The following is a 24,927-nucleotide window of genomic DNA, read 5'->3' on the forward strand; positions in this document are numbered from 1 at the left end:
CAAAAAAACGCTGCCCCATGGACAGCGTTTAATGGTTCAATCCCGTTGCTTACTGATTGCCGCCGCCCCGGCGCGCACGTCTTCTGTCGAGTTCAGACAGAATCTTTTTGCGCAGGCGGATGTGCTGCGGCGTAACTTCGACGAGTTCGTCGTCTTCAATGAATTCAAGGGCTTCTTCGAGGGAGAAGACCTTCGGATCGATGAGCTTCAAAGCTTCATCGGAACCGGACGCACGGGTGTTGGTCAGCTTCTTGTTCTTAATCGGATTGACGACCATGTCGTCGCTGCGGTTGTTGATCCCGATGATCATCCCTTCGTAGACCTTGGTGCCCGGATCGACCAAAAGCGTCCCGCGGTCGCTTAAATTAAACAGCGAATAAGCCATGGTTTCACCGTTGACGCCGGATACCAATACGCCGTTCTGACGGCCTGGAATGTCCCCTTTGTAGCGTTCGAAATGGTCGAAGCGGCGCACCAGCGTTCCTTCGCCATGGGTGTCGTTGATGAATTCGCTCTGATAACCGAGCAGCCCGCGGGTCGGGACTTCGAACGTCATATCAGTCCAGCCTTCTTCAGAGTTCATCTGGGTCATCATCCCTTTGCGCTGGTTCAATTTAGCGATAACCGTTCCGGAGTATTCGTCCGGCACGTTGGCGACGACTTCTTCGATCGGTTCAGTCTTGTGGCCGGATTCATCGGTTCTGAAAATGACCTCCGGTTTGGAAACAGCCAGCTCGTAGCCTTCACGGCGCATGTTTTCAATCAAAATCGACAGGTGCAGTTCGCCGCGGCCCGAAACCTTGAACCCTTCGGTGGTGTCCGGCAAAGGTTCAACTTCAAGACCGACGTTGACTTCCAATTCTTTTTCCAGACGCGCCTTGAGGTGGCGGGTCGTGATGAAATCCCCTTCCTGGCCGGCAAAAGGCGAGGTATTGACGAAGAAATTCATCGACAGGGTCGGCTTTTCAATTTCGATCATTTCCATCGGCTGAACCTGATCCACTTCGCCGATGGTTTCGCCGATCGAGATATCCGCAATCCCGGAAACAACGGCGATATCGCCGGCCGGCGCCGCTTTAACCGGCACTCTGGAAAGTCCTTTGTAAACAAAGACCTGGTTGACCTTTACTTTTTCGAAACTGCCGTCGCGCTTGGCCACTTCCAGCTGGTCGCCTTCGTGAATCGTCCCGCTGGAAATGCGGCCGATGCCGAGGCGGCCGATGTAGTCGTCGTAGGCCAGCGATGAAATCTGCATCTGCAGCGGTTCAAGACTCAGATCTTCCTGGACGCCGACGTGTTTGATAATCGTGTCAAACAACGGCGTCAAGTCGGTGCTGTCGTCGTCCATTTCGTATTTGGCAATCCCTTCCTTGGCGATTCCGTAGAGAATCGGGAAATCCAGCTGTTCGTCGTTGGCGTGGAGTTCGACAAAGAGGTCGAAGACTTCGTCGACGACTTCTTCAGCGCGCTGATCCTTCTTGTCGATCTTATTGATGAACAGAATCGGGCGCAGCCCCTGTTCGAGGGATTTGTTCAAAACGAAGCGGGTCTGAGGCATCGGTCCTTCGCTCGCGTCGACGAGCAGGATGACCGTATCCACCGTCTTGAGAATACGTTCCACTTCAGAGGAGAAGTCGGCGTGGCCCGGCGTATCGACGATGTTGATTTTAATGCCGTCGTGCATGACCGAACAGTTCTTGGAATAAATGGTGATCCCGCGTTCCCGTTCCAAATCATTAGAGTCCATCACACAGTCGACAACCTTCTGGTTGTCGCGGAAGACGTGACTCTGATTGAGGAAAGCGTCGACCAGTGTCGATTTGCCCGCGTCAACGTGCGCAATCACAGCAATATTAATAATGGGATTTTCTTGTTTCATTCATTTCTCCTGTTAACAAATTTCGATGCCAATAATGATCAATGTATGTCGTATATTTTCAATTCGCCCGCCTTTGCGCGGGGTTTCATTTGTGTGAAAATTTCGCTTACACGACTATATCACATTTTTCATTTTCTTTCAATTTTTCCTTGATTTTTTACAAAATGTCACAAAAAAAAGCGGAGGCGGCTCCGCTTTTAAAGGACCATGGATCAATGCGCCTGGTTTTCAACGTCGCGGGCAATTCGCGCCGTCGTGTCGGCGGCTTCCCGGTCACCGCGCCCGGTTGCGTCTGTGACACACGGATCGCCTTCCGGCGCCTTTTGGGCTTTCGGCGTCTTGTCGACGGGCGTGTGATCGCCGATTCCCAACGCTTCTCCAGCCACGCCCAAAGAGGTGACCAAGTCGCTGAGGTCCGTCGGCATGTATATTTTCGTCGCTCGGCCATCGGCCATATCCCTGAGGGCTTCAATGCCTCTGAGCTTTAATACATTCTCTTGAATGTCCGCTTCGTTGAGCATCTTGATGCCGTCAGCCTTCGCCCTTGAGACCAGCAGCAGCGAGCGCGCTTCCCCTTCGGCGGTGGCGATTTTTGCGTCGCGCTCCGCTTCGGCGGCGAGGATCTTCGCCCTTTTGTCCCCCTCTGCCCGGGAGACGACCGCTTCCTGATGGGCCTGAGCTTCGAGCACGGTCTGGCGGCGTTCCCGTTCAGCCCGCATCTGTTTGGTCATAACTTCTTCGATTTCCTGAGGCGGTTTGATATTTTTGATCTCCACCCGGGTCACGCGGATACCCCAGGGATCGGTCGCCTCGTCGAGCACGCCCTGCATCTTCGCGTTAATCACTTCCCGGCTCGTCAGCGTCTGGTCCAGTTCCATCTCGCCGATGATGTTTCTAAGGGTCGTTGCCGACAGATTTTCTAAACCCGCGCGCGGGTTGTTAATCCCGTAGGTGTAGAGCTTCGGGTCGAAGACCTTCATGAACACCACCGAATCGATCTGCATTGTGACATTGTCCTTGGTGATGACCGGCTGGGGCGGAAAGTCCAACACCTGTTCTTTCAGGGAGACTTTGTTTGTAATCTGATCGATCAGCGGCACTTTCACATGAATGCCGGCCTCCCAAATGGTTTTAAATTTGCCGAGGCGTTCGATGATATAAGTCTCAGTCTGCGGCACCACGCGCACGTTGAGCAGCACCAGCACCAGAACGACGACGAGAAAAATAATCGGGCCAATCATGATATGCTCCTTATGTAAAAATAAAAATAGGGTTAAAAAAAGACTTTGCCGACAAGCGGCAAAGCCCGATAAAAAATTAACGTTTTGAGAACTGCGGTGCGCGGCGCGCTTTTTTGAGACCGTATTTCTTACGTTCGACCATTCTGTCGTCACGGGTTAAGAAACCAGCCTTCTTCAGTTCGGGGCGCAGGTTGACGTCTGCTTCGACCAGCGCACGGGCAATGCCGTGGCGGATCGCGCCGGCCTGACCATTGAAACCGCCGCCATAAACGTTGACAACAACGTCAAAGCTGTCGGTTGTGTTGGTTAATGCCAACGGCTGACGTGCGATCATTTTCAGGGTTTCAAGTCCGAAATAATCGTCAATGTCGCGACCGTTGATTGTAAACTTGCCATCGCCAGGTAACAAACGTACACGTGCGACGGAAACTTTTCTTCTGCCTGTTCCAAAATATTGTACTTTTGCCATGTTTTATACCTCTCTCAGATTACAGCGCCATTTCTTCAGGCTGCTGTGCTGCATGCGGATGATCCGGACCTGCGTAAACGCGAAGTTTCTTCATCACCTGATCGCCGAGCTTGTTGTGTGGCACCATACCGCGGACTGCTTTGTAAACGAGCTGAGCCGGTTTTTCTGCCAAGAACTGACGGTAAGCGATTTCCTTCAGTCCGCCCGGGTGACCGGAATAGGTCTTGTAGAGCTTCTGATCGAGTTTATTGCCCGTTAATCTGATTTTATCAGCGTTGACAATAATGACAAAATCACCGCAATCTGCATGAGGGGTGAAGCACGGTTTGTTCTTACCTCTTAACACATTTGCGACTTCTGCAGCCAGACGGCCTAGCACTTTGTCTGTCGCGTCGACCACATACCATTTGCGATCTATATCCTGAGATTTAGCCATTTTTGTGGCGTATGCTTTCATCTCATATCCTCCTTGATTGTAAGTTGTTTTTTTCGATAAAAGTGGGAAATTATCGAAAGCGAAATGACCGGCTGATTGGTTGGCTCAGCCGTTATATCATTTTGTACCTAGGGGCAGAGGTACATGAAAGCCTGAAACACATTATATTATAGGCCGCTTTTTTCTGTCAATTCTTTTTCACATTTTTATGAAATTATTTTCGTAGTAAACGCGGGTCAGCTCCAGCCCCTTGGCCGGCGCCGTCACTCCCGCCGCATTCCGGTCTTTCGCGGCGATGATGCCGGCCATCGCGTCCGGCGCCAGCTTCCCCGATCCGATGGCGACGAGGGTGCCGGTTAAAATCCGGACCATGTTGTAGAGAAAGCCGTTGCCGATGTATTGAACGATCAGCATCGGCCCGTCTTCTGTAATCGCAATGCGGTCCACCCGTCTGACCGAAGTCTTGGCTGAGGAGCCCGCCGCCTGGAAACTCTTAAAGTCGTGGGTGCCGACGGCGTCTCCCGCGGCCGCTCGCATGCGGTCCACATCGAGGAAATAAGACACCTGCCAGCTGAAATCCGCCGTCAGCGGATCGGCGATGGGTCCACGATAAATGCGGTAGGTGTAGCATTTGCCCTTTGCGTCGTACCGGCTGTGAAAATCCAGGGGCACCTCGAAGCTCGACATGACCCGGCAGGCCTCCGGCAAATGGGCGTTGAGGGCGTAGGCAAAACGTTCCGCCGGAATGGACGACGCAGTTTTGAAATTAGCGCGCTGCCCTCTTGCGTGGACGCCGGCATCGGTGCGTCCGGCGCCGTAGATCGTCACCGGCTCGCCGGTCACCTCGGCGGCCGCCCGTTTTAATTCGCCTTCCACGGTCCGGGCGTTTTTCTGAATCTGCCAGCCGGCGAAGGCGTCTCCCCGGTAGGCCACGACTAATCCAATGTTTTTCATCGGCTTATCCGAAGGGGAAGGGCCACGGGTATTGGATGAACCGGGAACCGATCATCGCCGCCGCCATGGCCGCGAGCACGAGATAGGCCACCGCATCTCTCTTGGTGTAGGTCAGCACGTACATCCGGGTCCGGCCGTTTCCGCCGCGGTAGCACCGGGCTTCCATGGCAGTTGCCAGCTCGTCCGCCCGTCTGAAGGCGGAGACGAACAGCGGCACGAGGATCGGAATCAACGCCTTGGCCCGATCGATGAGATTGCCGGTTTCGAAATCGGCACCGCGGGCTTTCTGAGCCTTCATGATTTTGTCCGTTTCTTCCATCAAAGTCGGAATGAAGCGCAGCGCGATAGACATCATCATCGCCAAATCGTGTGCCACGCGTTTGAGACCCGGAATCACCGACATCCCAGCTTCCATCCCGTCGGTCAAATCCATCGGCGAGGTGGCCAGCGTCATAATCGACGTCCCCGCCACCAGCAGCGTCAGGCGCAGCGCCATAAAGATCGAAAGCTTCAGCCCTTCCCGCGTAATGTGCAGGACTTTCCAATGCCAGAGCACCTGCCCCGGCGTCATGAACATATTGAGGATGAAAGTCAGCACAATGATAAAGATCAGCGGCTTGAGCCCTCTCGCGATGTAAACGAAGGGAATTTTCGAAAGGACGATCACCAGTGCCAGCATCCCGATCGCGATCAAATAACCGACGGGATTGTTGACGACGAAGAGTAGAATGATGTACGCCAAGGTAAAATTGATCTTCGTCCGCGGGTCCAGCTGGTGGATCACCGAACCCGTCGGGTAATATTGGCCGAGGGTAATGTCTTTAAACATGGCGTTCACCTCCAAACACCCGTTCGATCTCCGCTTTAGCGGCTTCGACCGTGAAGATATCGTCGTTGACCTCTGGATTCTGCTTTTTAAGCGCCCGCATCAGATATTTGACTTCCGGCACGGCGAGGCCCATTTTTTCAAGCTCGTCGACATGGCGGAACACCACCGTCGGCGTGTCGTAATACACTGCCTTCCCCTTGTACATGACGAGAATGCGGTCGGCATAGCGGCCGACGTCTTCCATGCTGTGGGAAACCAAAATAACCGTGTTGCCCGTCGCCTTGTGCAGCTTCTCAATCTGTCCGAGGATCATATCCCGGCCGTGGGGGTCAAGGCCTGCTGTCGGTTCGTCGAGAATCAAAACCTCCGGCCGCATCGCCAGCACACCAGCAATGGCGACACGCCGCATCTGGCCGCCTGAAAGCTCAAAGGGCGACACGTCTTTCATCTTTTCAAAGTCCAGACCGACCATTTCGATGGCCCATTTGACCCGTTCCTGAATCTCTTCTTCAGAAAGTTTAAGATTCTTCGGGCCGAAAGCCACATCCTTGGCGACCGTCTCTTCGAAAAGCTGATGTTCCGGATACTGGAAAACCAACCCCACCGAAAACCGGGTCTTAACCAGATCGGCCTTAGACTGACCAAAAATATCGACGCCGTTTAAATAAACTGTGCCGGATGTCGGCGCGATCAGACCGTTCAAATGCTGAATCAGTGTGGACTTGCCGGAGCCGGTGTGGCCGATCAGCGCGATGAAATGCCCATTCTCCAGCTCGACGTTGACATCATCGAGGGCCTTGAACTCAAAGGGCGAGTTCTGCGCGTAAATGTGATCCAAGTGTTCTATTTTAAGTGACATAGCGCCTCCACCATTTCCGTAATTTTAAGCACATCCCTTGGAATATCGTATCCGTCCTGATTTAAAAGATAGGCCAGCTCCGTCATCTGCGGCACATCGAGGCCAATGTCTTTCAGCATGGCGACTTGTGAAAAAATTTCCCGCGGCGTTCCCGTCGCGACAATGCGGCCGCCGTCCATGACGATAATGCGGTCCGCGCCGACAAGCTCCGTCATATAGTGCGTGATGTGCAGCACCGTCATGCCGTGTTTACGATTCAAATTGGTGATGGTCTTCATCACCTCGGCCCGACCGTTGGGGTCGAGCATGGCCGTCGGTTCGTCAAAAATAATACAGTCCGGCTGCATCGCGAGAATCCCGGCAATGGCAATCCGCTGCTTCTGGCCGCCTGAAAGCTGGTGCGGGCGGGCTTTGCGGTAATCCGACATGCCCACCAAATCGAGCACCTCTGTCACTTTTTCTTTAATTTGTTCTGAAGGCACGCCGAGGTTTTCCATACCGAAAGCCACGTCGGTTTCCACCACCGAGGAGACCAATTGGTTGTCCGGATTTTGAAAGACCATCCCGGCAGTCTTTCTAATCTTCCAGATCTTTTCCGGATCCTTCGTGTTCATTCCTTCGATCCAGGCATCTCCCGAATCCGGCGAAAGAATCCCGTTCAGGATTTTCGACAGCGTCGACTTACCCGAGCCGTTATGCCCGATGATGCCGACAAACTCGCCGCGCGCCACCGTTAAATTGACATCGCTCAGTGCCTGCTTTGGCTGGTCACTGTCTTCCACCGGATAGGCGTAGCTGAGATTTTCAACCCGGATAATCGGCTGGCGCTCTGCGTCCTGGCCGTTCTGACCGTGTGTTACAAAAGCTGTTTGCTCATTCATATCCTTATCCTTTGTATTTCGTCAATCTGACGATTATTTCCGCATGCCATTATAATACAAAACAGCCCGCTTGCAAAATAAAAAAAGACCAAAGTCCGAAGACTTCAGTCTTTATCTTTAAGCATACGCAGGTGGCTTAGACCAATTCGATGATGGCCACTTCCGCTGCATCGCCGCGGCGCGGTCCCATCTTGTAGATCCGTGTGTAGCCGCCGTTGCGGTCTGCGTATTTCGGTGCGATTTCTTCAAAAAGCTGTGTGACTACATCTTCGCTTGTGATGTAAGCCAGCGCCTGTCTTCTTGCGTGTAAATCGCCGCGTTTTCCCAATGTTACCATTTTTTCAGCCATTCTTCTGACTTCTTTTGCGCGGTGCAGTGTCGTCTGGATACGACCCTGTTCCAGAAGTGCAGTGGTTAAATTTCTGAGCATGGCTTTTCTTTGGGCGGATGTTCTTCCCAGTTTTCTGTAACCAGCCATTCTATTACTCCTTCGTTTTATCTTCCTGACTCAGCGACAGGCCCATTTCAGCAAGTTTGCGTTTGATTTCATTCAAAGACTTGCGTCCGAGGTTGCGGACCTTCATCATGTCTTCTTCCGTTTTCTGAGTCAATTTTTCAACTGTATCGATATTTGCCCGTCTCAGGCAGTTGCTCGAACGGACGGAAAGTTCCAATTCTTCAATGGACATTTCTTTAATCCGTTCTTTTTCGTTTTCTTCACGTTCGACCATGGTTTCGACATGTTCAGCTTCTTCGGTTAAATCGATGAAGAGCTTCAGATGGTCGTTCATGACCTTTGCAGAAAGCGACAATGCTTCTTCCGGCGTCATCGTCCCGTCTGTCCAAATTTCGAGCGTCAATTTATCGAAGTCTGTGACCTGACCGACACGGGTATCTTCAACCCGGAAAATAACCTTTCTGATCGGTGAGAAAATTGAATCCATCGGCAGTGTGCCAATAGGCATTCCGTCGTACTTATTCTTTTCAGACGGTCTGTAGCCCCGGCCCTTTTCCAGCTTCATTTCCATGTTGAGGACAGCGTCGTTGGCCATTGTACAGATGTGCATATCCGGATTGATGATTTCCACTTCCGGTCCGCAGATGATATCGGCAGCGGTAATTTCGCCTTCACCCTGCGCTTCAATACGGATGATCTGCGGCTCGTCGGTGTACATCTTCGCACACAGACCTTTGAGATTCAGCAGAATTTCAATAACATCTTCTCTAATGCCTTCAATCGTCGAAAATTCGTGACGAACATCATTAATCTTGACAGAAGTAATGGCAACGCCGGGGAGCGAGGAAAGCATGATTCGTCTCAGGCTGTTGCCGAGCGTGGTGCCGTATCCACGTTCAAGAGGTTCGACTGTGTATTTGCCGTAAGTATTATCTTCGGATCTATCAACATTCTTAATGATTGGCTTTTCGAATTCGATCATATAATCGATACCCTCCTAAAATATAAACAAGACTCCAAAACACGAGGGTTCCAATACGGCCCTTGATTACTTGGAATACAATTCGACGATGAGATGTTCTGCAATTTCAATATCGATATCTTCACGGGTCGGTTTGCCGACAACTTTACCTGCCAGTTTGTCGAAATCGACCGTCAACCATTGAACAATTGCTCTGTTTTCTGTTGCTTCGATGATGTCCTTGAATTTTGTAGACTTTTTGCTGCCGTCTGCAACTGCGATTTCGTCGCCAACCTTAATTTCGTAGGAAGGCACATTGACGCGCTTGCCGTTAACAGTGAAGTGTCCGTGGAGAACCAGCTGTCTTGCTTCCTTGCGGGAGGTTGCCAGTCCCAGACGATAAACGACATTGTCCAGTCTTTCTTCGAGTAAGAATAACAAGTTGTCCCCTGTAATTCCCTGCTGTTTTTCAGCAACATCAAAATAGTGTCTGAACTGTTTTTCCAGAACACCGTAAATTCTTTTAACTTTCTGTTTTTCACGAAGCTGCATGCCGTATTCGGAAAGCTTCGCGCGGCGTTTACCAGCGGCACCTGGCGGTGTCGGGCGCTTGTCAAAAGCACATTTGTCTTTTGAATAGCATCTTTCGCCTTTTAAATATAATTTCATGCCTTCGCGTCTGCATTGACGGCATGAAGCTTCTGTATATCTCGCCATACTCTATATACCTCCAATCAGACTCTTCTGCGTTTCGGCGGGCGGCAGCCGTTGTGCGGAATCGGCGTGACGTCGCGAATTACGGTAATTTCAAGACCAGCTGCCTGAAGGGCTCTGATCGCCGCTTCACGTCCGGAGCCAGGTCCTTTAACATTAACTTCAACGCTTCTCAGGCCGTGTTCCATCGCTAATTTTGCGGCTTGTTCGCTGGCCATCTGTGCGGCAAACGGGGTGCTCTTCTTAGAACCTCTGAAACCCATTTCCCCAGCGGAAGCCCATGAAAGCGCGTTGCCTGCGTTGTCTGTGATTGTTACGATTGTATTGTTAAAAGAAGATTGAATGTGTACTTGACCGCGTTCAACATTCTTTTTGATCTTTCTCTTTTTAGATCTAACAGCCTTAGCCAATTTTCAACCTCCTATTATGCGTCTTTCTTAGAACGGCCAACAGTCTTCTTCGGTCCTTTGCGGGTTCTTGCGTTGGTTTTAGAACGCTGTCCGCGAACCGGCAGGCCGCGACGATGTCTCATACCGCGGTATGATCCGATTTCGATCAGTCGTTTGATGTTCAAGTTCACTTCTCGGCGAAGGTCACCTTCAACGGTGTATTTTTCATCGAGAATGTTACGGAGAGCACCAACTTCAGCTTCGGTTAAATCCTTGACTCTTGTGTTTGGGTCAATGTTGACTTCCTGAAGAATCTGCTTTGAAGTTGCTCTTCCAATGCCATAGATGTAAGTCAAGCCGACTTCTACACGCTTGTCGCGCGGTAAGTCAACTCCGGCAATTCTTGCCATAAGTAGTTTACCTCCTAAATCATGTGTAAATATGATCTGAGCTGCGAAGTGACAATAACAGCCCATGTCCGTCGGATCTGATTCCATTTTCAGGTAATACGGTGATGGATCCGAACCTCATTTATCAAAAATGTGTTGACAGCCGCTTCCACATTGATGATCAAAAAAATGGTTTGGCTTCGATTAGCCTTGTCTTTGTTTGTGCTTCGGGTTTTCGCAAATCACCATGACTTTGCCATGACGTTTGATAACTTTGCATTTTTCGCACATCGGTTTTACAGATGGTCTGACTTTCATGATATTCTCCTTATTTGTTTGATTATGACCGGCCTTTACCGCGCCACACAATGCGGCCACGGTCTAAATCGTACGGAGAAAGTTCCAGAGTAACTTCATCCCCCGGCAAAATGCGGATGTAATTCATACGCAGTTTCCCAGAAATATGTGCTGTGACCATATGTCCGTTTTCCAGTTCAACTTTGAACACCGTATTCGGCAGCGCTTCAACAACTCTGCCTTTCAATTCGATCACATTCTTTTTCGACAAAGTGTATCCTCCTTCGTTTCTGTGTCGTCCCATTTAGAATGATGCTGGCCATCCTGCTGATAAGCTGAAAGTGCCTTTCTGATTTCAGCATTTTGCACTTTTTGACCTGATAACAGCCTATCTTTTATATGATACAGGACTTTATTCGTTTTTGCAAGATGTTTTATTTTTTTCTTTTTCGGCGATGCAATCTTGCGCAAATCGCCGTCGCACAACGCAACATGATCGCCATCGAGTATCCCAACGACGATCATGAATCTGCCTTTATCTCTTCCCGCTTTTGACCGGACAATTTGTCCGATCTCAATTTGTTTACTCATAAAATTAATTGTAATTAATCTTCGACCAATGTCAGAATTTCCGGTGCGCCTTCTCCTGTGATCCAGATGGTGTTTTCGTAGTGGGCGGCGAGCTTGCCGTCATTGGTTACAACCGTCCAGTCGTTGTCCAGCGTGTGAACATCGTATGTGCCGACGTTCACCATCGGTTCCACAGCCAAGGTCATGTTTTTGAGAAGTCTCGGACCGTGTCCCGGCTTGCCGTAATTTGGAATCGGCGGATCTTCGTGCATTTCACGGCCGATTCCATGCCCGACATAATCGCGCACAACAGAGAAGCCGGCAGCTTCCGCCACTTCCTGTACGGCGTGGCCGATGTCGGAGAGGCGATTGCCAACGTGTGCCTGTTTAATGCCTGTGAAAAAGGATTCCCGGGTCACATCGATGAGCTTCTGCGCTTCATCAGAAATTGTCCCGACGCCCCAGGTCCGCGCCGCATCGCCGACATAACCGTCAAGCGTCGCGCCGAGGTCGATAGAGATGATGTCTCCTTCTTCCAGTACTCGGTCTGACGGAAAGCCATGGACGACTTCTTCGTTAACCGACGCACAAATTGAATACGGGAATCCGCCGTACCCCAGAAATGTGGGATATGCGCCGTGATCTCTGAAATATTTTTCCGCGACGTCGTTCAGTTCCATCGTTGTGATGCCGGGCTTAATCATATCTCTGAGCAGATTGTGGCATTCGCCGACCAGTCGGCCGGCTGCTTTCATCTTTTCAATTTCCTTGTCATTTTTTATCGTTATCATTGTGTCTCACACTTTCCTGTCGATCTGATTCCGTTTTCAAAGAATCAATCCATTATTTAAGAGCCTTGAAGATCTCATCCGTGACCACATTCACATCCTGATCGCCGTTCACGGTGACAAGGATGTCTTTGCAGCGGTAATAATCGATCAGCGACGCCGTTTCCTTGTTGTAGACGTCGAGACGATTCTTGACGGTCGCTTCCGTATCGTCTTTGCGCTGTGTCAGTGCACTGCCGCAGCGGTCACAAATGCCGTCTTTTTTCGGCGGATTAAAGGTGACGTGATAGGATGCGCCGCAGTTGGGGCAGACCCGTCTGCCGACGATCCTGTCAATCAATTTTTCTTCAGGCACTTCAATTGAGAGGGCAAAATCAAGGGGCTTGCCGGCCTGTTCTGTGAAATCAGACAAAGCGGAAGCCTGCGCTACCGTTCTCGGAAATCCGTCGAGCAAGTAACCCTTCTGGCAGTCGTCCTTGGAAATGCGGTCTTCAACCAACGCAATGACCAATTCGTCCGGCACCAGGTTCCCCGCGTCCATATAAGCTTTGGCTTTCTGTCCCAAAGGCGTCTGATTTTTGATATTATCTCTAAACAAGTCGCCCGTGGAAATATGAACGATGCTGTATTGATCGGCGATTTTCTTCGCCTGCGTTCCTTTGCCTGCGCCCGGAGGGCCCAATAACACGATTCTCATTTGATTTCACTCCCCATTTAAAATTAAAGAATCTCTTATTTCAAAAATCCCTGATAATTGCGCATCGTCAGCTGGGATTCAAGCTGTTTCACTGTTTCCAGTGCAACGCCGACGACAATCAAAAGACTGGTTCCGCCGAACTGCATGTTGACACCCGTGATAAAGTGGCCGACGATAATCGGAATAACCGCGATGATCGCAAGGAAAATCCCACCGAACAAGGTCAGGCGGTTCATTACCTTCGTAAAGTATTCTACTGTCGGTTTGCCCGGACGGATGCCTGGAACGTAACCACCTTGTTTTTTAATATTGTCGGCAATATCGTATGGATTAAAGGTGACTGCTGTGTAGAAATACGTGAACGCCACCGTCAGAACGACATAAAGAATCGTCGTCAACGGCGTACCCCAAGCAAAGTATTTTGCAAGCCACTGTGTGAATCCTGAATTCGGGAAAAATTGTCCCAAAGTCGCCGGCAAAAGTGTCAGTGAAGAAGCAAAGATGATTGGAATCACGCCAGCCATATTAACCCGCAGCGGAATGTGCGTATTCTGGCCGCCGTACATCTTTCTGCCAACGACGCGTTTTGCGTACTGAATCGGAATCTTACGCTGTCCTTCTGTAACTGCAACAACCGCAACCGTCGCCACCACAATGAAGATGATGAGCAGAATCAAGGTGACGATATTCATCGTTCCTACCTGCATGTACTGGTAGATGTTTTGAATGGCGCTTGGAATGCGGGAAACAATACTGATGAAGATGATCAGGGAGATCCCGTTGCCAATGCCGATTTCTGTAATTTTATCACCAATGTACATCAAAAGAACTGTACCGGCTGTGACAATTAAAATAACCGTAAAGATTGTGAAGAATGTTCTTTCAACTAACAGCTGTCTGTATGAAAGTGTCATGCCGAGGGCCTGAATAACAGCAAGGACGATTGTTAAATAACGTGTATACTGAGCGATTTTTTTACGTCCTTCTTCGCCTTCTTTCTGAAGGCTTTCGAGGGCCGGAATGGCAAACACCAGCAAATTCATGATGATTTCCGCATTGATGTACGGCGTAATCCCCATTGCAAAAATGGTGAAGTTTTCAAAGTTCCCACCGGAAATGATATTGAAAAGTCCAAAAAAGTTGTTGCCGCTGACCAGCGAGCTGAGCTGCTGGCTGTCAATGTACGGAACAGGGATGAATGAGCCTAACCGATATACTAAAAGTAGGAGCAGCGTCATAATAATTTTACGACGCAGCTCCGGTACGCTCCATGCTTTTTTCAGGGTCGCAAGCATTAAATCACCTCGACCTTCCCTCCGGAGGCCTTGATTTTTTCTTCTGCTGTTTTGCTGACTTTATTCACTTTTACGGTTAAAGGTTTGGTGAGTTCGCCTTCGCCTAAAACCTTGACACCTGATAATAATTTTCTAACGAAGCCGTATTCGAGCAACAGTTCCGGTGTCACGACTGTGTTGGCTTCAAATGCGTTCAGTTCGCCGACGTTGACGATGGCGTACTGTTTCTTAAACTTGTAATTGGAAAAGCCGCGTTTTGGAAGACGTCTTGCCAAAGGCATCTGGCCCCCTTCAAAACCCAGGCGAACGCTGCCGCCTGAACGGGATTTCTGACCGTCCTGGCCTCTGCCGCCAGTTTTACCCTGGCCTGTTGCAGTCCCGCGACCTTTTCTCTTCGTGTTTCTTGTAGAACCTTCTGCAGGTCTTAATGTATTTAACTTCATTCAGAGACCCTCCTACGCTTCTTCTTCTACATCGAGCATGAAATCAATTTTGTGAATCATGCCGCGAATCTGAGGTGTATCATCATGGGTCACCGTCTGACCGATCTTGCGCAGACCCAGAGCCTTAACAGTTGCGCGCTGTCTCTGGTTGCGGCCGATCATGCTTTTTTTCAACGTAATGTTTAATTTCGCCATGATAGTCCTCCTAGCCGAGAATTTCTTCTGGTTTCTTGCCGCGTTTTGCCGCAACCTGTTCGACAGTCGTCAGTCTAGACAGACCTTCCATGGTTGCGATGACAACGTTGTGCGGATTGTGTGTACCAAGGCATTTGGTACGGATATCTTTGATCCCAGCCAATTCGCACACGGCACGGACAGGACCGCCGGCGATAACACCGGTACCGGCTGCAGCAGGTTTGAGCAGGACGCTGCCTGCACCCTTCTGACCGAGCACCTGATGCGGAATCGTCGTGCCAACCAATGGCACCTTGATCAAATTCTTCTTCGCCGCGTCAATCCCCTTACGGATTGCGTCAGGAATTTCAACTGCTTTACCGGTGCCGATCCCGACCAGGCCATTGCCGTCGCCGACAACAACGAGGCAGCTGAAGCGCATGTTGCGCCCGCCTTTGACGGTTTTGCTGACACGGTTGATTTCAACGACTCTGTCCTGAAGTTCGATACCAGATGCGTCAATAATATTTCTTTTCATTAACAGACCCTCTTCTTTAGAATTTCAAGCCAGCTTCGCGGGCAGCTTCAGCCAATTCCTTGACACGGCCAGTGTAAATGTAGCCCCCTCTGTCAAAGACGACGTTCGTGATACCAGCATCGAGTGCTTTTTTCGCGACAGCTTCGCCAACTGCTTTAGCAGCGTTTTTGTCTCCGCCATGTTCTACGGCATTTTTGATGTCAGCTTCAACGGTTGAAGCGGCAACCAGTGTTTTGCCTTCAACATCGTCAATAACCTGAGCGTAAATGTGCTTGTTGCTTCTGAATACGCAGAGGCGCGGACGTTCTGCTGTTCCGGAGATTTTGCGGCGTACACGCAGGTGTCTGTTCTGGCGTACCTTATTTTTATCTTTTTTCTTAATCATTTGTGATCCTTTCTCTTACCCTGTGGAGATAGTCTCAATCGATCAACCGATCAATTAGCCGGTCTTCCCGACCTTACGTCTGATGTGTTCATCAGCGTACTTGATACCATGCCCCTTGTAAGGTTCAGGCGGTCTCTTGGAGCGGACCAGCGCAGCGTAGGCGCCGACTGCTTCCTTGTCGATCCCGGATACGATGACGGTGTTCGGACCGTCGGTTTTGGTTTCGATTCCTTCCGGATCTTCCATTTCAACAGGATGGGAGTAGCCCAGGTTCATGACCAGTTTGTTGCCCTGTTTCTGTGCTCTCCAACCAACCCCGCTGATTTCCATTTTCTTTTCAAATCCCTGGCTAACGCCGACGACCATGTTGTGGATCAGCGCTCTCGTTGTGCCGTGGATCGATCTATGGAATTTGTCGTCAGATGGTCTGGTGACAATGATTTCGTTATCTTCCTGTTTCGCTGTGATGTCTGGATGTAATTCGCGGGTTAAGGTGCCCTTCGGTCCTTTAACGGTGATGACGTGACCGTCGAATTTAACTTCGACACCGTCTGGAATTACAACCGGTGCATTCCCGATTCTTGACATAATTTCCTCCTCAGATACGCTTACCAGACGTAGCAGACAACTTCTCCGCCGACGCCTGCTTTTCTGGCTTCTTTATCCGTGATCACGCCTTTGGATGTCGACATGATGGCAACACCCAAGCCATTTAATACCTTCGGCACATCTTCTTTTCCGACGTAAATGCGCAGACCCGGTTTGGAAATGCGCTTCAGTCCTGCAATAACACGGCTCTTGTCTTCGCCGTATTTCAATGTGACTTTGATATTCCCCTGATTGCCATTATCAATTGTTTCGTATTTTTCGATATAGCCTTCATCGAGGAGAATTTTAAGAATAGCCTTTTTTTCTTTCGATGCCGGGATTTCGACAGACGCATGGCCTGCGGTATTGGCATTTCTGATTCTCGTGAGCATATCTGCGATTGGATCAGTCATTGACATGCTTGTTCCTCCTTGTTCTAAATCCGTATTACCAGCTGGCTTTGCGAACGCCTGGAATTTCTCCCTTGTAGGCTAATTCTCTGAAGCAGATTCTGCAAATCCCGTATTTTCTCAAATAACCGTGCGGTCTACCGCAAATACGGCAGCGATTGTATTCTCTTGTCGAATACTTCTGCTTGCGCTGCTGTTTCATCTTCATTGATGTTTTTGCCATGAATGATTCTCCTATCTTTCAAAAGGCAAGCCAAGCTGTGCCAACAATTCGTGTGCTTCTTCGTCAGTCTGCGCTGTTGTGACGAACATGATGTCCATCCCGCGGACGGCTTCAACTTTATCGTATTCGATTTCCGGGAAGATGAGCTGTTCGCGAATCCCGAAAGCGTAGTTGCCGCGGCCATCGAATGAATGATTATTCAGACCGTGGAAGTCGCGGACACGCGGAAGCGCGATGTTGAAGAGCTTATCACAGAATTCGTACATTCTGTCTGCACGCAGGGTAACCTTTGCGCCGACGCTCTGGCCTTCACGAACTTTAAAGTTTGCAACGGATTTTTTAGCCTTGGTCACAATTGGATGCTGTCCGCTGATGATGCTCATATCATTGACCGCTGCTTCGAGCAGCTTGGAATTATCTTTGCAATCGCCGAGACCCATGTTGATCACGACTTTAACCAGTTTTGGAACCTGCATCGGATTTTTGTAGCCGAATTTTTCCTTCAGTGCTGGAACGGCTTCATTCACATATTTATCTTTCAGTCTTGTCATTGTTAACTCCCCTATTAATCAAGTTCCGTGCCGCATTTTTTACATACACAGACTTTGGAGCCATCTTCGTTGACTTTGATTCCAGTGCGCACGCCTCTGCCGCATTTTTCGCAGTAAAGCAGTACGTTGGAGGCGTCGATAAAGCCTTCCTGTTTGACAATGCTGCCCTGCTGCATTGCCTGATTCGGTTTCTTGTGTTTGGTCTGAATGTTGACCCCTTCGACTTTAACGCGGGCGTTTTCGAAATCAACTGCAATGACTTTGCCTGTTTTGCCGAGATCTTTACCGGAAATAACTTGAACGTTATCTCCTGTTTTTACATGTAATTTTCTTGTCATCTGGAAACCTCCTTAAATTACTTCAGGAGCCAAAGACACGATTCTCATGTATTTCTTATCGCGTAATTCTCTGGCAACAGGCCCGAAAATACGGGTTCCACGCGGGTTCTTATCGTCGTTGATCAGAACAGCAGCGTTCTGATCGAATTTAATGTAAGAACCGTCGTTACGGCGGACACCGCGTTTTGAACGAACAACCACAGCCTTGACAACGTCACCTTTTTTGACGTCGCCGCCTGGGCTCGCACTTTTAACTGAAGCGACAATGACATCTCCGATATTGGCATAACGTCTGCCAGAACCACCGAGTACACGGATGCAGAGCAATTCCTTTGCACCAGTGTTATCAGCGACTTTCAATCTTGTTTCTTGTTGAATCATCTCTGATACCTCCGTAGTAATTATAATGCCTTTTCGACAATTTCAACGACACGCCAGTTCTTGTCTTTACTAAGCTTTCTGGTTTCCATGCATTTGACGGTATCGCCGACATGGCATTCGTTGTTTTCGTCGTGAGCTTTAAATTTAACTGTATCTTTTACGCGTTTCTTGTAGAGCGGATGCTTTTTAAAAGTTTCAATGGCGACGACGACTGTCTTGTCCATTTTGTCGCTGACAACTTTACCGATTCGCGTTTTTCTTTCATTACGTTCCATCAGCTATCCTTCCTTCTTATGCCTGGTTAATCCCCATTTTACGTTCAGTTAAAATGGTTTGAATACGGGCGTAAGTCTTCTTGACTTCCCGAATCCGCATCGGATTTTCGAGCTGACCCGTTACACTTTGAAAACGCAAATTAAACAGTTCTTCTTTGAGATCTGCCAATTTCGCATTCAATTCTGTATCGTTAAGACTTCTTAATTCTTTCATCTGCTTGCTCATGCGTTTTCACCTGCTGCTTCCTGGTCAACCTTCTTGATGACCTTTGTTTTAATCGGCAGTTTGTGCTGCGCCAAGCGCAGAGCTTCTCTTGCCTGAACTTCCGGAATGCCGCCGATTTCGAACATTACGCGGCCAGGTTTGACAACAGCTACCCAGTATTCCGGTGAACCTTTCCCTTTACCCATACGTGTTTCAGCTGGCTGAGCTGTAACCGGTTTGTCCGGGAAAATTTTAATCCAAACTTTACCACCACGGCGTGTGTATCTGGTCATGGCGACACGAGCTGCTTCAATTTGATTTGAAGTAATCCATGCCGGTTCAAGAGCCTGGATGCCAAAATCGCCGTAAGTCACGGTATTGCCGCGCATGGCTTTGCCCTTCATGCGGCCTCTATGTTGTTTTCTGCGTTTTACACGCTTAGGCATTAACATCTCAACATCCTCCTTTACGCATCATTGCGCGGTGCTGCCTTGCGGCGGCTGTTGTTCTTTCTTCCCCCGCGCTTGTCGTCTGCTTTCTGCGCATCGGCCAGAATATCTTCACGGCCGGTCAGAATTTCGCCCTTATTGATCCAGACTTTGACGCCGATCTTGCCGTACGTGGTATCTGCTTCAGCAAATCCGTAGGAAATGTCAGCGCGAAGGGTTTGCAGCGGCACGTTGCCCTGTGCATAGCCTTCTTTTCTAGCCATTTCTGCGCCGTTGAGTCGGCCGGAAACCAAGGTTTTGATTCCCTTTGCGCCGGCGCGCATGGTTCTCTGAATGCATTGTTTCATTGCACGTCTGAAGGAAATTCTTCTTTCAAGCTGTCCGGCAATGTTTTCAGCGACGAGCTGCGCATCCATATCGATGTTCTTAACTTCAACGATATTGATGTAAACCGTCTTTTTGATCATCTTTTCAAGTTCGAGACGGAGGGCTTCAATTCCTGCGCCGCCGCGGCCGATGATCATACCCGGTTTTGCGGTGTAAATGTGAATTCTAACTTTATTTCCAAATCTTTCGATGACAATGTTGGAAACACCAGCCTGGAACTGGCTTTTCTTGATATAGCTGCGAAGTTTATTATCTTCAATCAGATTGTCAGCGAAATCTCTATCGTTCGCATACCATTTGGCATTCCAGTCTTTGATGACGCCTACGCGAAAACCAAATGCGTTAACTTTTTGACCCAAATTGATTTACCCCCTAATTATTCATTAGAATCTGCTTCTTTTAATACGGCAGTGATGATGGACGTTCTCTTCTTGATCGGGAATGCACGGCCCTTCGGACCAGCCTTCCAACGTTTCAAAGTTGGGCCCTGATTTGCCGAAATCTGAGCGATATACAGGGTGTCTGTATTCATGTTGTGATTGTTTTCCGCGTTTGCGTATGCAGAAAGGACAACCTTTTCGATAATTCTAGCGGCTTTATTCGGCGCTAACTGTAAGATCGAAAGTGCTTCTCCAACGCTTTTGCCTCTGATTGCGTCAGCGACAAGTTTTGCCTTTCTGGATGAAACACGGACGTTTTTTGCGGTTGCTTTAGCTTCCATAAATTTCCTCCTTTAAGGCTTATTTAGCGGCGGTCTTCTTCGCGCCGGCATGACCTCTGAATGTACGGGTCGGTGCAAATTCACCCAATTTGTGGCCAACCATGTCTTCTGTGCAATAAACCGGCACGTGTTTACGGCCGTCGTGAACTGCAATGGTGTGCCCAACAAACTGAGGGAAAATAGTGGATGAACGGGACCAAGTCTTGACGACTTTCTTTTCGCCCTTTTCGTTCATTTCTTCAATTCTTTTTAAAAGTCTTTCTTCGACGAAAGGCCCTTTCTTTAATGATCGACTCATTCTATTCCTCCTCGTTACTTGGCATTGCGGCGTCTGACAATCAGCTTATCAGATTGTTTTCTCTTCTTGCGGGTCTTGTAACCCAATGCCGGTTTACCCCATGGGGTAACAGGTCCTGGACGACCGACTGGTGCGCGGCCTTCCCCACCACCATGCGGGTGGTCGTTCGGGTTCATAACAGAACCGCGGACCGTCGGGCGGATCCCCATATGACGTTTACGGCCTGCTTTACCGATTCGGACATTCTGATGATCGAGGTTGCCAACAACGCCGATGGTTGCGTGGCATTCCAGACGGACCATTCTCATTTCCCCTGAGGGAAGTCTCAGTGTCGCGTAGTTGTTTTCTTTCGCCATCAGCTGAGCGCTGGAGCCAGCGGAACGCGCCATCTGGCCGCCTTTGCCCGGCTTAAATTCGATATTGTGTACGTAAGTACCAACAGGAATATTGGCCAGTGGCAGGCAGTTGCCAACTTTGATATCCGCATCTTCTGAAGAGATAACCGTCATCCCCGGCTGTAAGCGGAGGGGTGCGAGGATATAGCGTTTTTCGCCGTCTACGTACTGAATCAGTGCGATGTTCGCTGTGCGGTTCGGATCGTATTCGATCCCGACAACCTTGCCCGGTACACCGTATTTATCGCGTTTGAAGTCGATGATACGGTATTTGCGTTTTGCACCGCCGCCCTTGTGACGAACGGTGATTCTACCGTATACGTTGCGGCCGCCGTTTTTCTTGACCTTTGTCAGTAAGGATTTTTCTGGTTCATGTTTGGTCACTTCATCGTAGGTGTTGACGCTCATGTTGCGTCGACCTGGTGAAGTCGGTTTATATTTTTTAATTCCCATTATTCGCAAATCTCCTTTAATATCTTTTGCTTATCGGGTAAAGGGATTAGACCCCTTCAAAGAATTCGATGGTCTTGCTGTCATCTGTCAGTTTGACGATGGCTTTTTTCCAGTCCGGTTTCTTGCCGACGGTGTAGCCACGGCGGACTCTTTTGCCCTTCATGTTCATAGTGAACACCTTCTGGACTTTGACATCGAAAATTTCTTCAACTGCGTTGCGGATTTCAATCTTATTGGCGTCCTTCGCAACTTTGAATGAATATTTCTTTTCTTCGGTTTGATCCATGCTCTTTTCAGAGATGATCGGGCTGATGATAATATCGCGGGGATCTTTCATTATGCATATACCTCCTCAATTTTAGCGAGCGCGTCTTTTGTGAGGACAAGCACATCGTATTTGAGCATGTCGTAAACATTAAGTTCAGAAACCGTCGTGGCCTGAACTTTGTTGATGTTGCGGGCTGACAGATATACGGTTGCATCTTTTTCTGGAGTGACAATCAGTGCGTTTTTTGCATTGAGTGCATCCAGCGCAGCGACCATATCCTTGGTCTTCGGTGCAGCGAAATCGAAAGCATCAACCACTCTGAGTTCCTGGTCTGCAGTCTTTGCCGAGAAGACAGAACGCATGGCCAAGTTCTTAACTTTCTTGTTAACCTTTTTGCTGTAGTCGCGGCTCTTCGGCGCAAAAATTACGCCCCCGCCAATCCACAATGGTGAGCGGCTGGAACCAGCGCGTGCGCGGCCTGTTCCCTTCTGGCGCCATGGTTTTCTGCCGCCTCCGCGGACTTCCGAACGGGTCTTGCTGCCCTTTGTACCCTGGCGTTTATTGGCTAATTGTACAACGATAACCTGGTGAACAACCGGTTCATTCGGTTCGATTCCGAATACGCGTTCGCTCAGTTCGGTATTGCCGACAACATTTCCTTTTATATCTAAAATATCGATTTTTGGCATTTGATTTCCTCCTGTCGTTATTTAGCAACCTTGACGCTGCTCTTTACGGAAACCACAGAACCCTTCGGACCAGGGATAGCGCCTTTGATCAATAACAGATTGTTTTCTGCATCGACAGACACCACTTCAAGGTTTAATGTTGTGACATTTTTATTCCCCATCTGGCCGGCCATGTGTTTATCCTTCGGAACGCGTGACGGGTAGGCAGAAGCACCCATAGAACCCGCTGAACGGTGATATTTAGAACCGTGAGCCATCGGCCCTCTCTGCTGTCCCCAGCGTTTGATTGCGCCAGCGTATCCTTTACCTTTTGAACGGCCTGAAACATCAACATGATCGCCAACTTCAAAGACGTCAGCCTTGAGTTCCTGACCCGGTTCTAACGCGCTGCAGTCATCCAATCTGAATTCGCGAAGGATGCGCGCGTATTTAACGCCGTATTTGTCAAAGTGACCTTTAACTGGCTTGGTGACATTTTTTTCTTTAATGTCGCCGAATGCGAGCTGAACGGCATCGTAGCCATCGGTTTCCACAGTCTTTTTCTGAACGACCGTGCAAGGACCTGCTTCAACGACTGTTACTGGAACAACAGTACCGTCTTCTTTAAAAATCTGCGTCATGCCGATTTTTTTACCGATAATCGCTTTTTTCATATTTCCTCCTGATCATTGGATCGCTTTCGCGATCATAATTCTTGGTTCGCTGTAAAAGCTTCTTATAATTTGATTTCGATATCGACGCCGGAAGGAAGGTTGAGGCGCATCAGTGCATCAACTGTTTTCGGTGTTGGGTTAACGATATCAATCAGACGCTTGTGTGTTCTGATTTCAAACTGTTCTCTTGAATACTTGTACTTGTGTACAGCCCTCAAGATTGTCACAATTTCTTTTTCAGTCGGCAGCGGCACCGGACCGGAAACGGAAGCGCCTGTGCGGTTCGCCGTTTCGACGATGCGTTTCGCTGACTGATCAAGCAAAACGTGATCAAAAGCTTTTAAACGAATTCTAATTTTTTGGTTGCTCATACCTGAAACAATCCTCCTTAAAATAATAAAGTGTTTAGGTGTTGCTGTATCATCACCCACCCCTCCGGGTGTTTAAAGTCACTGTCTTAAAAAAAGCGAGCAGACTTGCTCATCTTTTTGACGGTGATGATCGTCGCCCGATTCAAAGATCGTGACATACTCCCCAAGAATGACCTGAATTAGTAACAGCAATATCTTGGTTCATCGCAGACAGCCAACTTTGACTAGTATAATGCATTCCCCTGATGTTGGCAAGATTTTTTTCTGTAATTTTTCATTTTTTTAAATGTGGCTAAAAAATAAAGTTTTTATTAAGTTTTTCTTTAGGTTAACCGCAAAAAAAGCTCGTGTCAAAATGACACGAGCTTTTTATTGTGATGCTTTGTTTAAAGATTATTCAATGATCTTCGCAACAGCGCCGGAACCAACGGTGTGGCCGCCTTCGCGGATAGCGAATCTTAATCCTTCTTCAATAGCGATCGGTGTGATCAGGGTGACTTCCATTTCGATGTGGTCGCCAGGCATGACCATTTCTACGCCTTCCGGCAGTTTGATGTCGCCGGTAACGTCGGTGGTTCTGAAGTAGAACTGCGGACGGTATCCGTCAAAGAACGGTGTGTGGCGGCCGCCTTCTTCTTTGGTCAGTACGTAGACCTGTGCGGTGAAGTGGGTGTGCGGGTGAATGGTGCCCGGCTGTGCCAGAACCTGGCCTCTTTCGATCTGAGTACGATCGATCCCACGGAGCAATGCACCGATGTTGTCCCCTGAACGGCCTTCGTCCAGTGATTTACGGAACATTTCGATCCCGGTGACGGTGGTCTTTCTCGGTTCTTTGATCCCGACGATGTCGACTTCGTCGCCGATGTGGACAACCCCTCTTTCAACACGGCCGGTTGCAACGGTACCGCGGCCGGTGATGGAGAAGACGTCTTCGACTGGCATCAGGAATGGTTTGTCTAAGTCTCTCTTCGGTTCTGGGATGTAGTTGTCGACTTCTTCCATCAGTTCGACAATCTTGTCACCATCTGGGCCCATTGGATCTTCCAGGGCTTTCAGTGCGGAACCGACAACGATTGGGGTGTCGTCCCCTGGGAAGTCGTATTCGTTGAGCAGGTCGCGGACTTCCATTTCAACGAGTTCGATCAGTTCTGGGTCATCGACCTGATCGGCTTTGTTCAAGAAGACGACGATGTACGGAACACCGACCTGACGTGCGAGCAGGATGTGTTCACGGGTCTGCGGCATTGGACCGTCTGCTGCTGAAACGACCAGAATGGCGCCGTCCATCTGTGCAGCACCGGTGATCATGTTTTTGACGTAGTCGGCGTGGCCCGGGCAGTCAACGTGTGCGTAGTGGCGGTTCGGGGTTTCGTATTCAACGTGTGCCGTTGAGATGGTGATCCCACGTTCTCTTTCTTCTGGTGCTTTATCGATGTTTTCGAATGCAACTTCTTCACCAGAGCCGTATCTCGCGTGCAGCACTTTGGTGATGGCTGCCGTTAATGTGGTTTTACCGTGGTCAACGTGACCGATTGTCCCGATGTTTACATGCGGTTTCGATCTATCAAATTTTTCTTTTGCCATTTTAAATTCCTTTCTATACTATCTGATTCAAGACAAATGGTTG

The 24,927-nt window shown here is 49.3% G+C and carries 41 protein-coding genes; all 41 read right to left on the reverse strand.

Going from position 1 to position 24,927, the window contains the following annotated elements; all coding sequences use genetic code 11:
• Positions 1-49: 49 nt before the first annotated feature.
• The gene (typA, locus tag FYJ52_RS01900) at positions 50-1,879 is read right to left on the reverse strand and encodes a translational GTPase TypA (protein ID WP_154575572.1); all 1,830 of its coding nucleotides are present in this window, start codon (positions 1,877-1,879) and stop codon (positions 50-52) included.
• Positions 1,880-2,091: 212 nt separating this feature from the next.
• Positions 2,092-3,120: an SPFH domain-containing protein gene (locus FYJ52_RS01905; protein WP_154575573.1), complete on the reverse strand. Its 1,029-nt coding sequence runs from the start codon at positions 3,118-3,120 to the stop codon at positions 2,092-2,094.
• A 76-nt stretch (positions 3,121-3,196) separates the two neighbouring features.
• Complete coding sequence (gene rpsI, locus FYJ52_RS01910) at positions 3,197-3,589, reverse strand: 30S ribosomal protein S9 (protein ID WP_154575574.1); 393 nt, start codon at positions 3,587-3,589, stop codon at positions 3,197-3,199.
• A 19-nt stretch (positions 3,590-3,608) separates the two neighbouring features.
• Positions 3,609-4,046 (reverse strand): 50S ribosomal protein L13, encoded by a 438-nt coding sequence (rplM, locus tag FYJ52_RS01915; protein ID WP_154575575.1) that lies wholly within the window; start codon positions 4,044-4,046, stop codon positions 3,609-3,611.
• A gap of 177 nt (positions 4,047-4,223) precedes the next feature.
• Positions 4,224-4,979 (reverse strand): tRNA pseudouridine(38-40) synthase TruA, encoded by a 756-nt coding sequence (gene truA / locus FYJ52_RS01920; RefSeq protein ID WP_154575576.1) that lies wholly within the window; start codon positions 4,977-4,979, stop codon positions 4,224-4,226.
• A 4-nt stretch (positions 4,980-4,983) separates the two neighbouring features.
• Entirely contained in the window at positions 4,984-5,808 is an 825-nt protein-coding gene (locus tag FYJ52_RS01925; protein ID WP_154575577.1) for an energy-coupling factor transporter transmembrane component T family protein, read from the reverse strand.
• Entirely contained in the window at positions 5,801-6,667 is an 867-nt protein-coding gene (locus tag FYJ52_RS01930; RefSeq protein WP_154575578.1) for an energy-coupling factor transporter ATPase, read from the reverse strand. Before FYJ52_RS01930 ends, FYJ52_RS01925 begins: the two co-directional genes overlap by 8 nt.
• Positions 6,652-7,548, reverse strand: coding sequence for an energy-coupling factor transporter ATPase (locus FYJ52_RS01935; RefSeq protein WP_154575579.1), 897 nt, complete (start codon positions 7,546-7,548; stop codon positions 6,652-6,654). Before FYJ52_RS01935 ends, FYJ52_RS01930 begins: the two co-directional genes overlap by 16 nt.
• A 136-nt stretch (positions 7,549-7,684) precedes the next feature.
• Positions 7,685-8,026: a 50S ribosomal protein L17 gene (rplQ, locus tag FYJ52_RS01940; RefSeq protein ID WP_154575580.1), complete on the reverse strand. Its 342-nt coding sequence runs from the start codon at positions 8,024-8,026 to the stop codon at positions 7,685-7,687.
• A gap of 4 nt (positions 8,027-8,030) precedes the next feature.
• Positions 8,031-8,987 (reverse strand): DNA-directed RNA polymerase subunit alpha, encoded by a 957-nt coding sequence (locus tag FYJ52_RS01945; protein WP_154575581.1) that lies wholly within the window; start codon positions 8,985-8,987, stop codon positions 8,031-8,033.
• A gap of 66 nt (positions 8,988-9,053) precedes the next feature.
• Positions 9,054-9,683 (reverse strand): 30S ribosomal protein S4, encoded by a 630-nt coding sequence (rpsD, locus tag FYJ52_RS01950; RefSeq protein ID WP_154575582.1) that lies wholly within the window; start codon positions 9,681-9,683, stop codon positions 9,054-9,056.
• Between the two features lie 17 nt (positions 9,684-9,700).
• Complete coding sequence (gene rpsK / locus FYJ52_RS01955) at positions 9,701-10,090, reverse strand: 30S ribosomal protein S11 (protein WP_154575583.1); 390 nt, start codon at positions 10,088-10,090, stop codon at positions 9,701-9,703.
• A gap of 14 nt (positions 10,091-10,104) precedes the next feature.
• Positions 10,105-10,479, reverse strand: coding sequence for a 30S ribosomal protein S13 (gene rpsM / locus FYJ52_RS01960; protein ID WP_154575584.1), 375 nt, complete (start codon positions 10,477-10,479; stop codon positions 10,105-10,107).
• Between the two features lie 183 nt (positions 10,480-10,662).
• Positions 10,663-10,776: a 50S ribosomal protein L36 gene (rpmJ, locus tag FYJ52_RS01965; protein WP_013781731.1), complete on the reverse strand. Its 114-nt coding sequence runs from the start codon at positions 10,774-10,776 to the stop codon at positions 10,663-10,665.
• A 22-nt stretch (positions 10,777-10,798) separates the two neighbouring features.
• Positions 10,799-11,026: a translation initiation factor IF-1 gene (infA, locus tag FYJ52_RS01970; protein WP_154575585.1), complete on the reverse strand. Its 228-nt coding sequence runs from the start codon at positions 11,024-11,026 to the stop codon at positions 10,799-10,801.
• Complete coding sequence (locus FYJ52_RS01975; protein WP_235901491.1) at positions 11,008-11,346, reverse strand: KOW domain-containing RNA-binding protein; 339 nt, start codon at positions 11,344-11,346, stop codon at positions 11,008-11,010. Before FYJ52_RS01975 ends, infA begins: the two co-directional genes overlap by 19 nt.
• A gap of 14 nt (positions 11,347-11,360) precedes the next feature.
• The gene (map, locus tag FYJ52_RS01980; protein ID WP_154575586.1) at positions 11,361-12,116 is read right to left on the reverse strand and encodes a type I methionyl aminopeptidase; all 756 of its coding nucleotides are present in this window, start codon (positions 12,114-12,116) and stop codon (positions 11,361-11,363) included.
• Positions 12,117-12,168: 52 nt separating this feature from the next.
• Positions 12,169-12,810 (reverse strand): adenylate kinase, encoded by a 642-nt coding sequence (locus tag FYJ52_RS01985; RefSeq protein ID WP_154575587.1) that lies wholly within the window; start codon positions 12,808-12,810, stop codon positions 12,169-12,171.
• Between the two features lie 35 nt (positions 12,811-12,845).
• Positions 12,846-14,105: a preprotein translocase subunit SecY gene (secY, locus tag FYJ52_RS01990; protein WP_154575588.1), complete on the reverse strand. Its 1,260-nt coding sequence runs from the start codon at positions 14,103-14,105 to the stop codon at positions 12,846-12,848.
• Positions 14,105-14,548, reverse strand: a complete 444-nt coding sequence (gene rplO, locus FYJ52_RS01995) for a 50S ribosomal protein L15 (protein WP_154575589.1) — start codon at positions 14,546-14,548, stop codon at positions 14,105-14,107. Before rplO ends, secY begins: the two co-directional genes overlap by 1 nt.
• A gap of 12 nt (positions 14,549-14,560) precedes the next feature.
• Positions 14,561-14,743, reverse strand: a complete 183-nt coding sequence (gene rpmD, locus FYJ52_RS02000; RefSeq protein ID WP_154575590.1) for a 50S ribosomal protein L30 — start codon at positions 14,741-14,743, stop codon at positions 14,561-14,563.
• A 10-nt stretch (positions 14,744-14,753) separates the two neighbouring features.
• Positions 14,754-15,260: a 30S ribosomal protein S5 gene (rpsE, locus tag FYJ52_RS02005; protein WP_154575591.1), complete on the reverse strand. Its 507-nt coding sequence runs from the start codon at positions 15,258-15,260 to the stop codon at positions 14,754-14,756.
• A 16-nt stretch (positions 15,261-15,276) separates the two neighbouring features.
• Positions 15,277-15,645 carry a 50S ribosomal protein L18 gene (rplR, locus tag FYJ52_RS02010; RefSeq protein WP_154575592.1) on the reverse strand — a complete coding sequence of 123 codons (369 nt, stop codon included), beginning with the start codon at positions 15,643-15,645 and terminating at the stop codon, positions 15,277-15,279.
• A gap of 54 nt (positions 15,646-15,699) precedes the next feature.
• The gene (gene rplF, locus FYJ52_RS02015; protein WP_154575593.1) at positions 15,700-16,233 is read right to left on the reverse strand and encodes a 50S ribosomal protein L6; all 534 of its coding nucleotides are present in this window, start codon (positions 16,231-16,233) and stop codon (positions 15,700-15,702) included.
• 20 nt (positions 16,234-16,253) lie between these two features.
• Positions 16,254-16,652, reverse strand: coding sequence for a 30S ribosomal protein S8 (rpsH, locus tag FYJ52_RS02020; RefSeq protein WP_154575594.1), 399 nt, complete (start codon positions 16,650-16,652; stop codon positions 16,254-16,256).
• A gap of 28 nt (positions 16,653-16,680) precedes the next feature.
• Positions 16,681-16,866, reverse strand: coding sequence for a type Z 30S ribosomal protein S14 (locus tag FYJ52_RS02025; protein ID WP_154575595.1), 186 nt, complete (start codon positions 16,864-16,866; stop codon positions 16,681-16,683).
• Between the two features lie 11 nt (positions 16,867-16,877).
• Positions 16,878-17,417, reverse strand: coding sequence for a 50S ribosomal protein L5 (gene rplE / locus FYJ52_RS02030; RefSeq protein WP_154575596.1), 540 nt, complete (start codon positions 17,415-17,417; stop codon positions 16,878-16,880).
• Positions 17,418-17,431: 14 nt separating this feature from the next.
• On the reverse strand, positions 17,432-17,755 hold the full coding sequence (gene rplX, locus FYJ52_RS02035) for a 50S ribosomal protein L24 (RefSeq protein WP_154575597.1): 324 nt from the start codon (positions 17,753-17,755) through the stop codon (positions 17,432-17,434).
• Positions 17,756-17,767: 12 nt separating this feature from the next.
• On the reverse strand, positions 17,768-18,136 hold the full coding sequence (rplN, locus tag FYJ52_RS02040) for a 50S ribosomal protein L14 (protein WP_154575598.1): 369 nt from the start codon (positions 18,134-18,136) through the stop codon (positions 17,768-17,770).
• A gap of 20 nt (positions 18,137-18,156) precedes the next feature.
• Positions 18,157-18,414 carry a 30S ribosomal protein S17 gene (gene rpsQ / locus FYJ52_RS02045; protein WP_154575599.1) on the reverse strand — a complete coding sequence of 86 codons (258 nt, stop codon included), beginning with the start codon at positions 18,412-18,414 and terminating at the stop codon, positions 18,157-18,159.
• Positions 18,415-18,427: 13 nt separating this feature from the next.
• Complete coding sequence (gene rpmC, locus FYJ52_RS02050) at positions 18,428-18,637, reverse strand: 50S ribosomal protein L29 (RefSeq protein ID WP_154575600.1); 210 nt, start codon at positions 18,635-18,637, stop codon at positions 18,428-18,430.
• Positions 18,634-19,068 carry a 50S ribosomal protein L16 gene (gene rplP, locus FYJ52_RS02055; RefSeq protein ID WP_154575601.1) on the reverse strand — a complete coding sequence of 145 codons (435 nt, stop codon included), beginning with the start codon at positions 19,066-19,068 and terminating at the stop codon, positions 18,634-18,636. Before rplP ends, rpmC begins: the two co-directional genes overlap by 4 nt.
• A gap of 14 nt (positions 19,069-19,082) precedes the next feature.
• Positions 19,083-19,811: a 30S ribosomal protein S3 gene (rpsC, locus tag FYJ52_RS02060; protein WP_154575602.1), complete on the reverse strand. Its 729-nt coding sequence runs from the start codon at positions 19,809-19,811 to the stop codon at positions 19,083-19,085.
• A gap of 17 nt (positions 19,812-19,828) precedes the next feature.
• Entirely contained in the window at positions 19,829-20,173 is a 345-nt protein-coding gene (gene rplV, locus FYJ52_RS02065; RefSeq protein ID WP_154575603.1) for a 50S ribosomal protein L22, read from the reverse strand.
• 19 nt (positions 20,174-20,192) lie between these two features.
• Complete coding sequence (gene rpsS, locus FYJ52_RS02070; RefSeq protein ID WP_154575604.1) at positions 20,193-20,471, reverse strand: 30S ribosomal protein S19; 279 nt, start codon at positions 20,469-20,471, stop codon at positions 20,193-20,195.
• Positions 20,472-20,485: 14 nt separating this feature from the next.
• The gene (rplB, locus tag FYJ52_RS02075; protein WP_154575605.1) at positions 20,486-21,319 is read right to left on the reverse strand and encodes a 50S ribosomal protein L2; all 834 of its coding nucleotides are present in this window, start codon (positions 21,317-21,319) and stop codon (positions 20,486-20,488) included.
• A gap of 46 nt (positions 21,320-21,365) precedes the next feature.
• Positions 21,366-21,656 (reverse strand): 50S ribosomal protein L23, encoded by a 291-nt coding sequence (gene rplW / locus FYJ52_RS02080; RefSeq protein ID WP_154575606.1) that lies wholly within the window; start codon positions 21,654-21,656, stop codon positions 21,366-21,368.
• The gene (rplD, locus tag FYJ52_RS02085) at positions 21,656-22,276 is read right to left on the reverse strand and encodes a 50S ribosomal protein L4 (protein ID WP_154575607.1); all 621 of its coding nucleotides are present in this window, start codon (positions 22,274-22,276) and stop codon (positions 21,656-21,658) included. The genes rplW and rplD overlap by 1 nt, the downstream gene beginning before the upstream one ends.
• A 17-nt stretch (positions 22,277-22,293) precedes the next feature.
• Positions 22,294-22,929 (reverse strand): 50S ribosomal protein L3, encoded by a 636-nt coding sequence (gene rplC, locus FYJ52_RS02090; RefSeq protein ID WP_154575608.1) that lies wholly within the window; start codon positions 22,927-22,929, stop codon positions 22,294-22,296.
• Between the two features lie 62 nt (positions 22,930-22,991).
• Positions 22,992-23,300: a 30S ribosomal protein S10 gene (rpsJ, locus tag FYJ52_RS02095; RefSeq protein ID WP_154575609.1), complete on the reverse strand. Its 309-nt coding sequence runs from the start codon at positions 23,298-23,300 to the stop codon at positions 22,992-22,994.
• 393 nt (positions 23,301-23,693) lie between these two features.
• Positions 23,694-24,884, reverse strand: a complete 1,191-nt coding sequence (gene tuf / locus FYJ52_RS02100; RefSeq protein WP_154575610.1) for an elongation factor Tu — start codon at positions 24,882-24,884, stop codon at positions 23,694-23,696.
• Positions 24,885-24,927: the final 43 nt, after the last annotated feature.

The sequence above is a fragment of the Pseudoramibacter porci genome (genome assembly GCF_009696145.1).
In the GTDB taxonomy this organism is placed as follows: domain Bacteria; phylum Bacillota; class Clostridia; order Eubacteriales; family Eubacteriaceae; genus Pseudoramibacter; species Pseudoramibacter porci.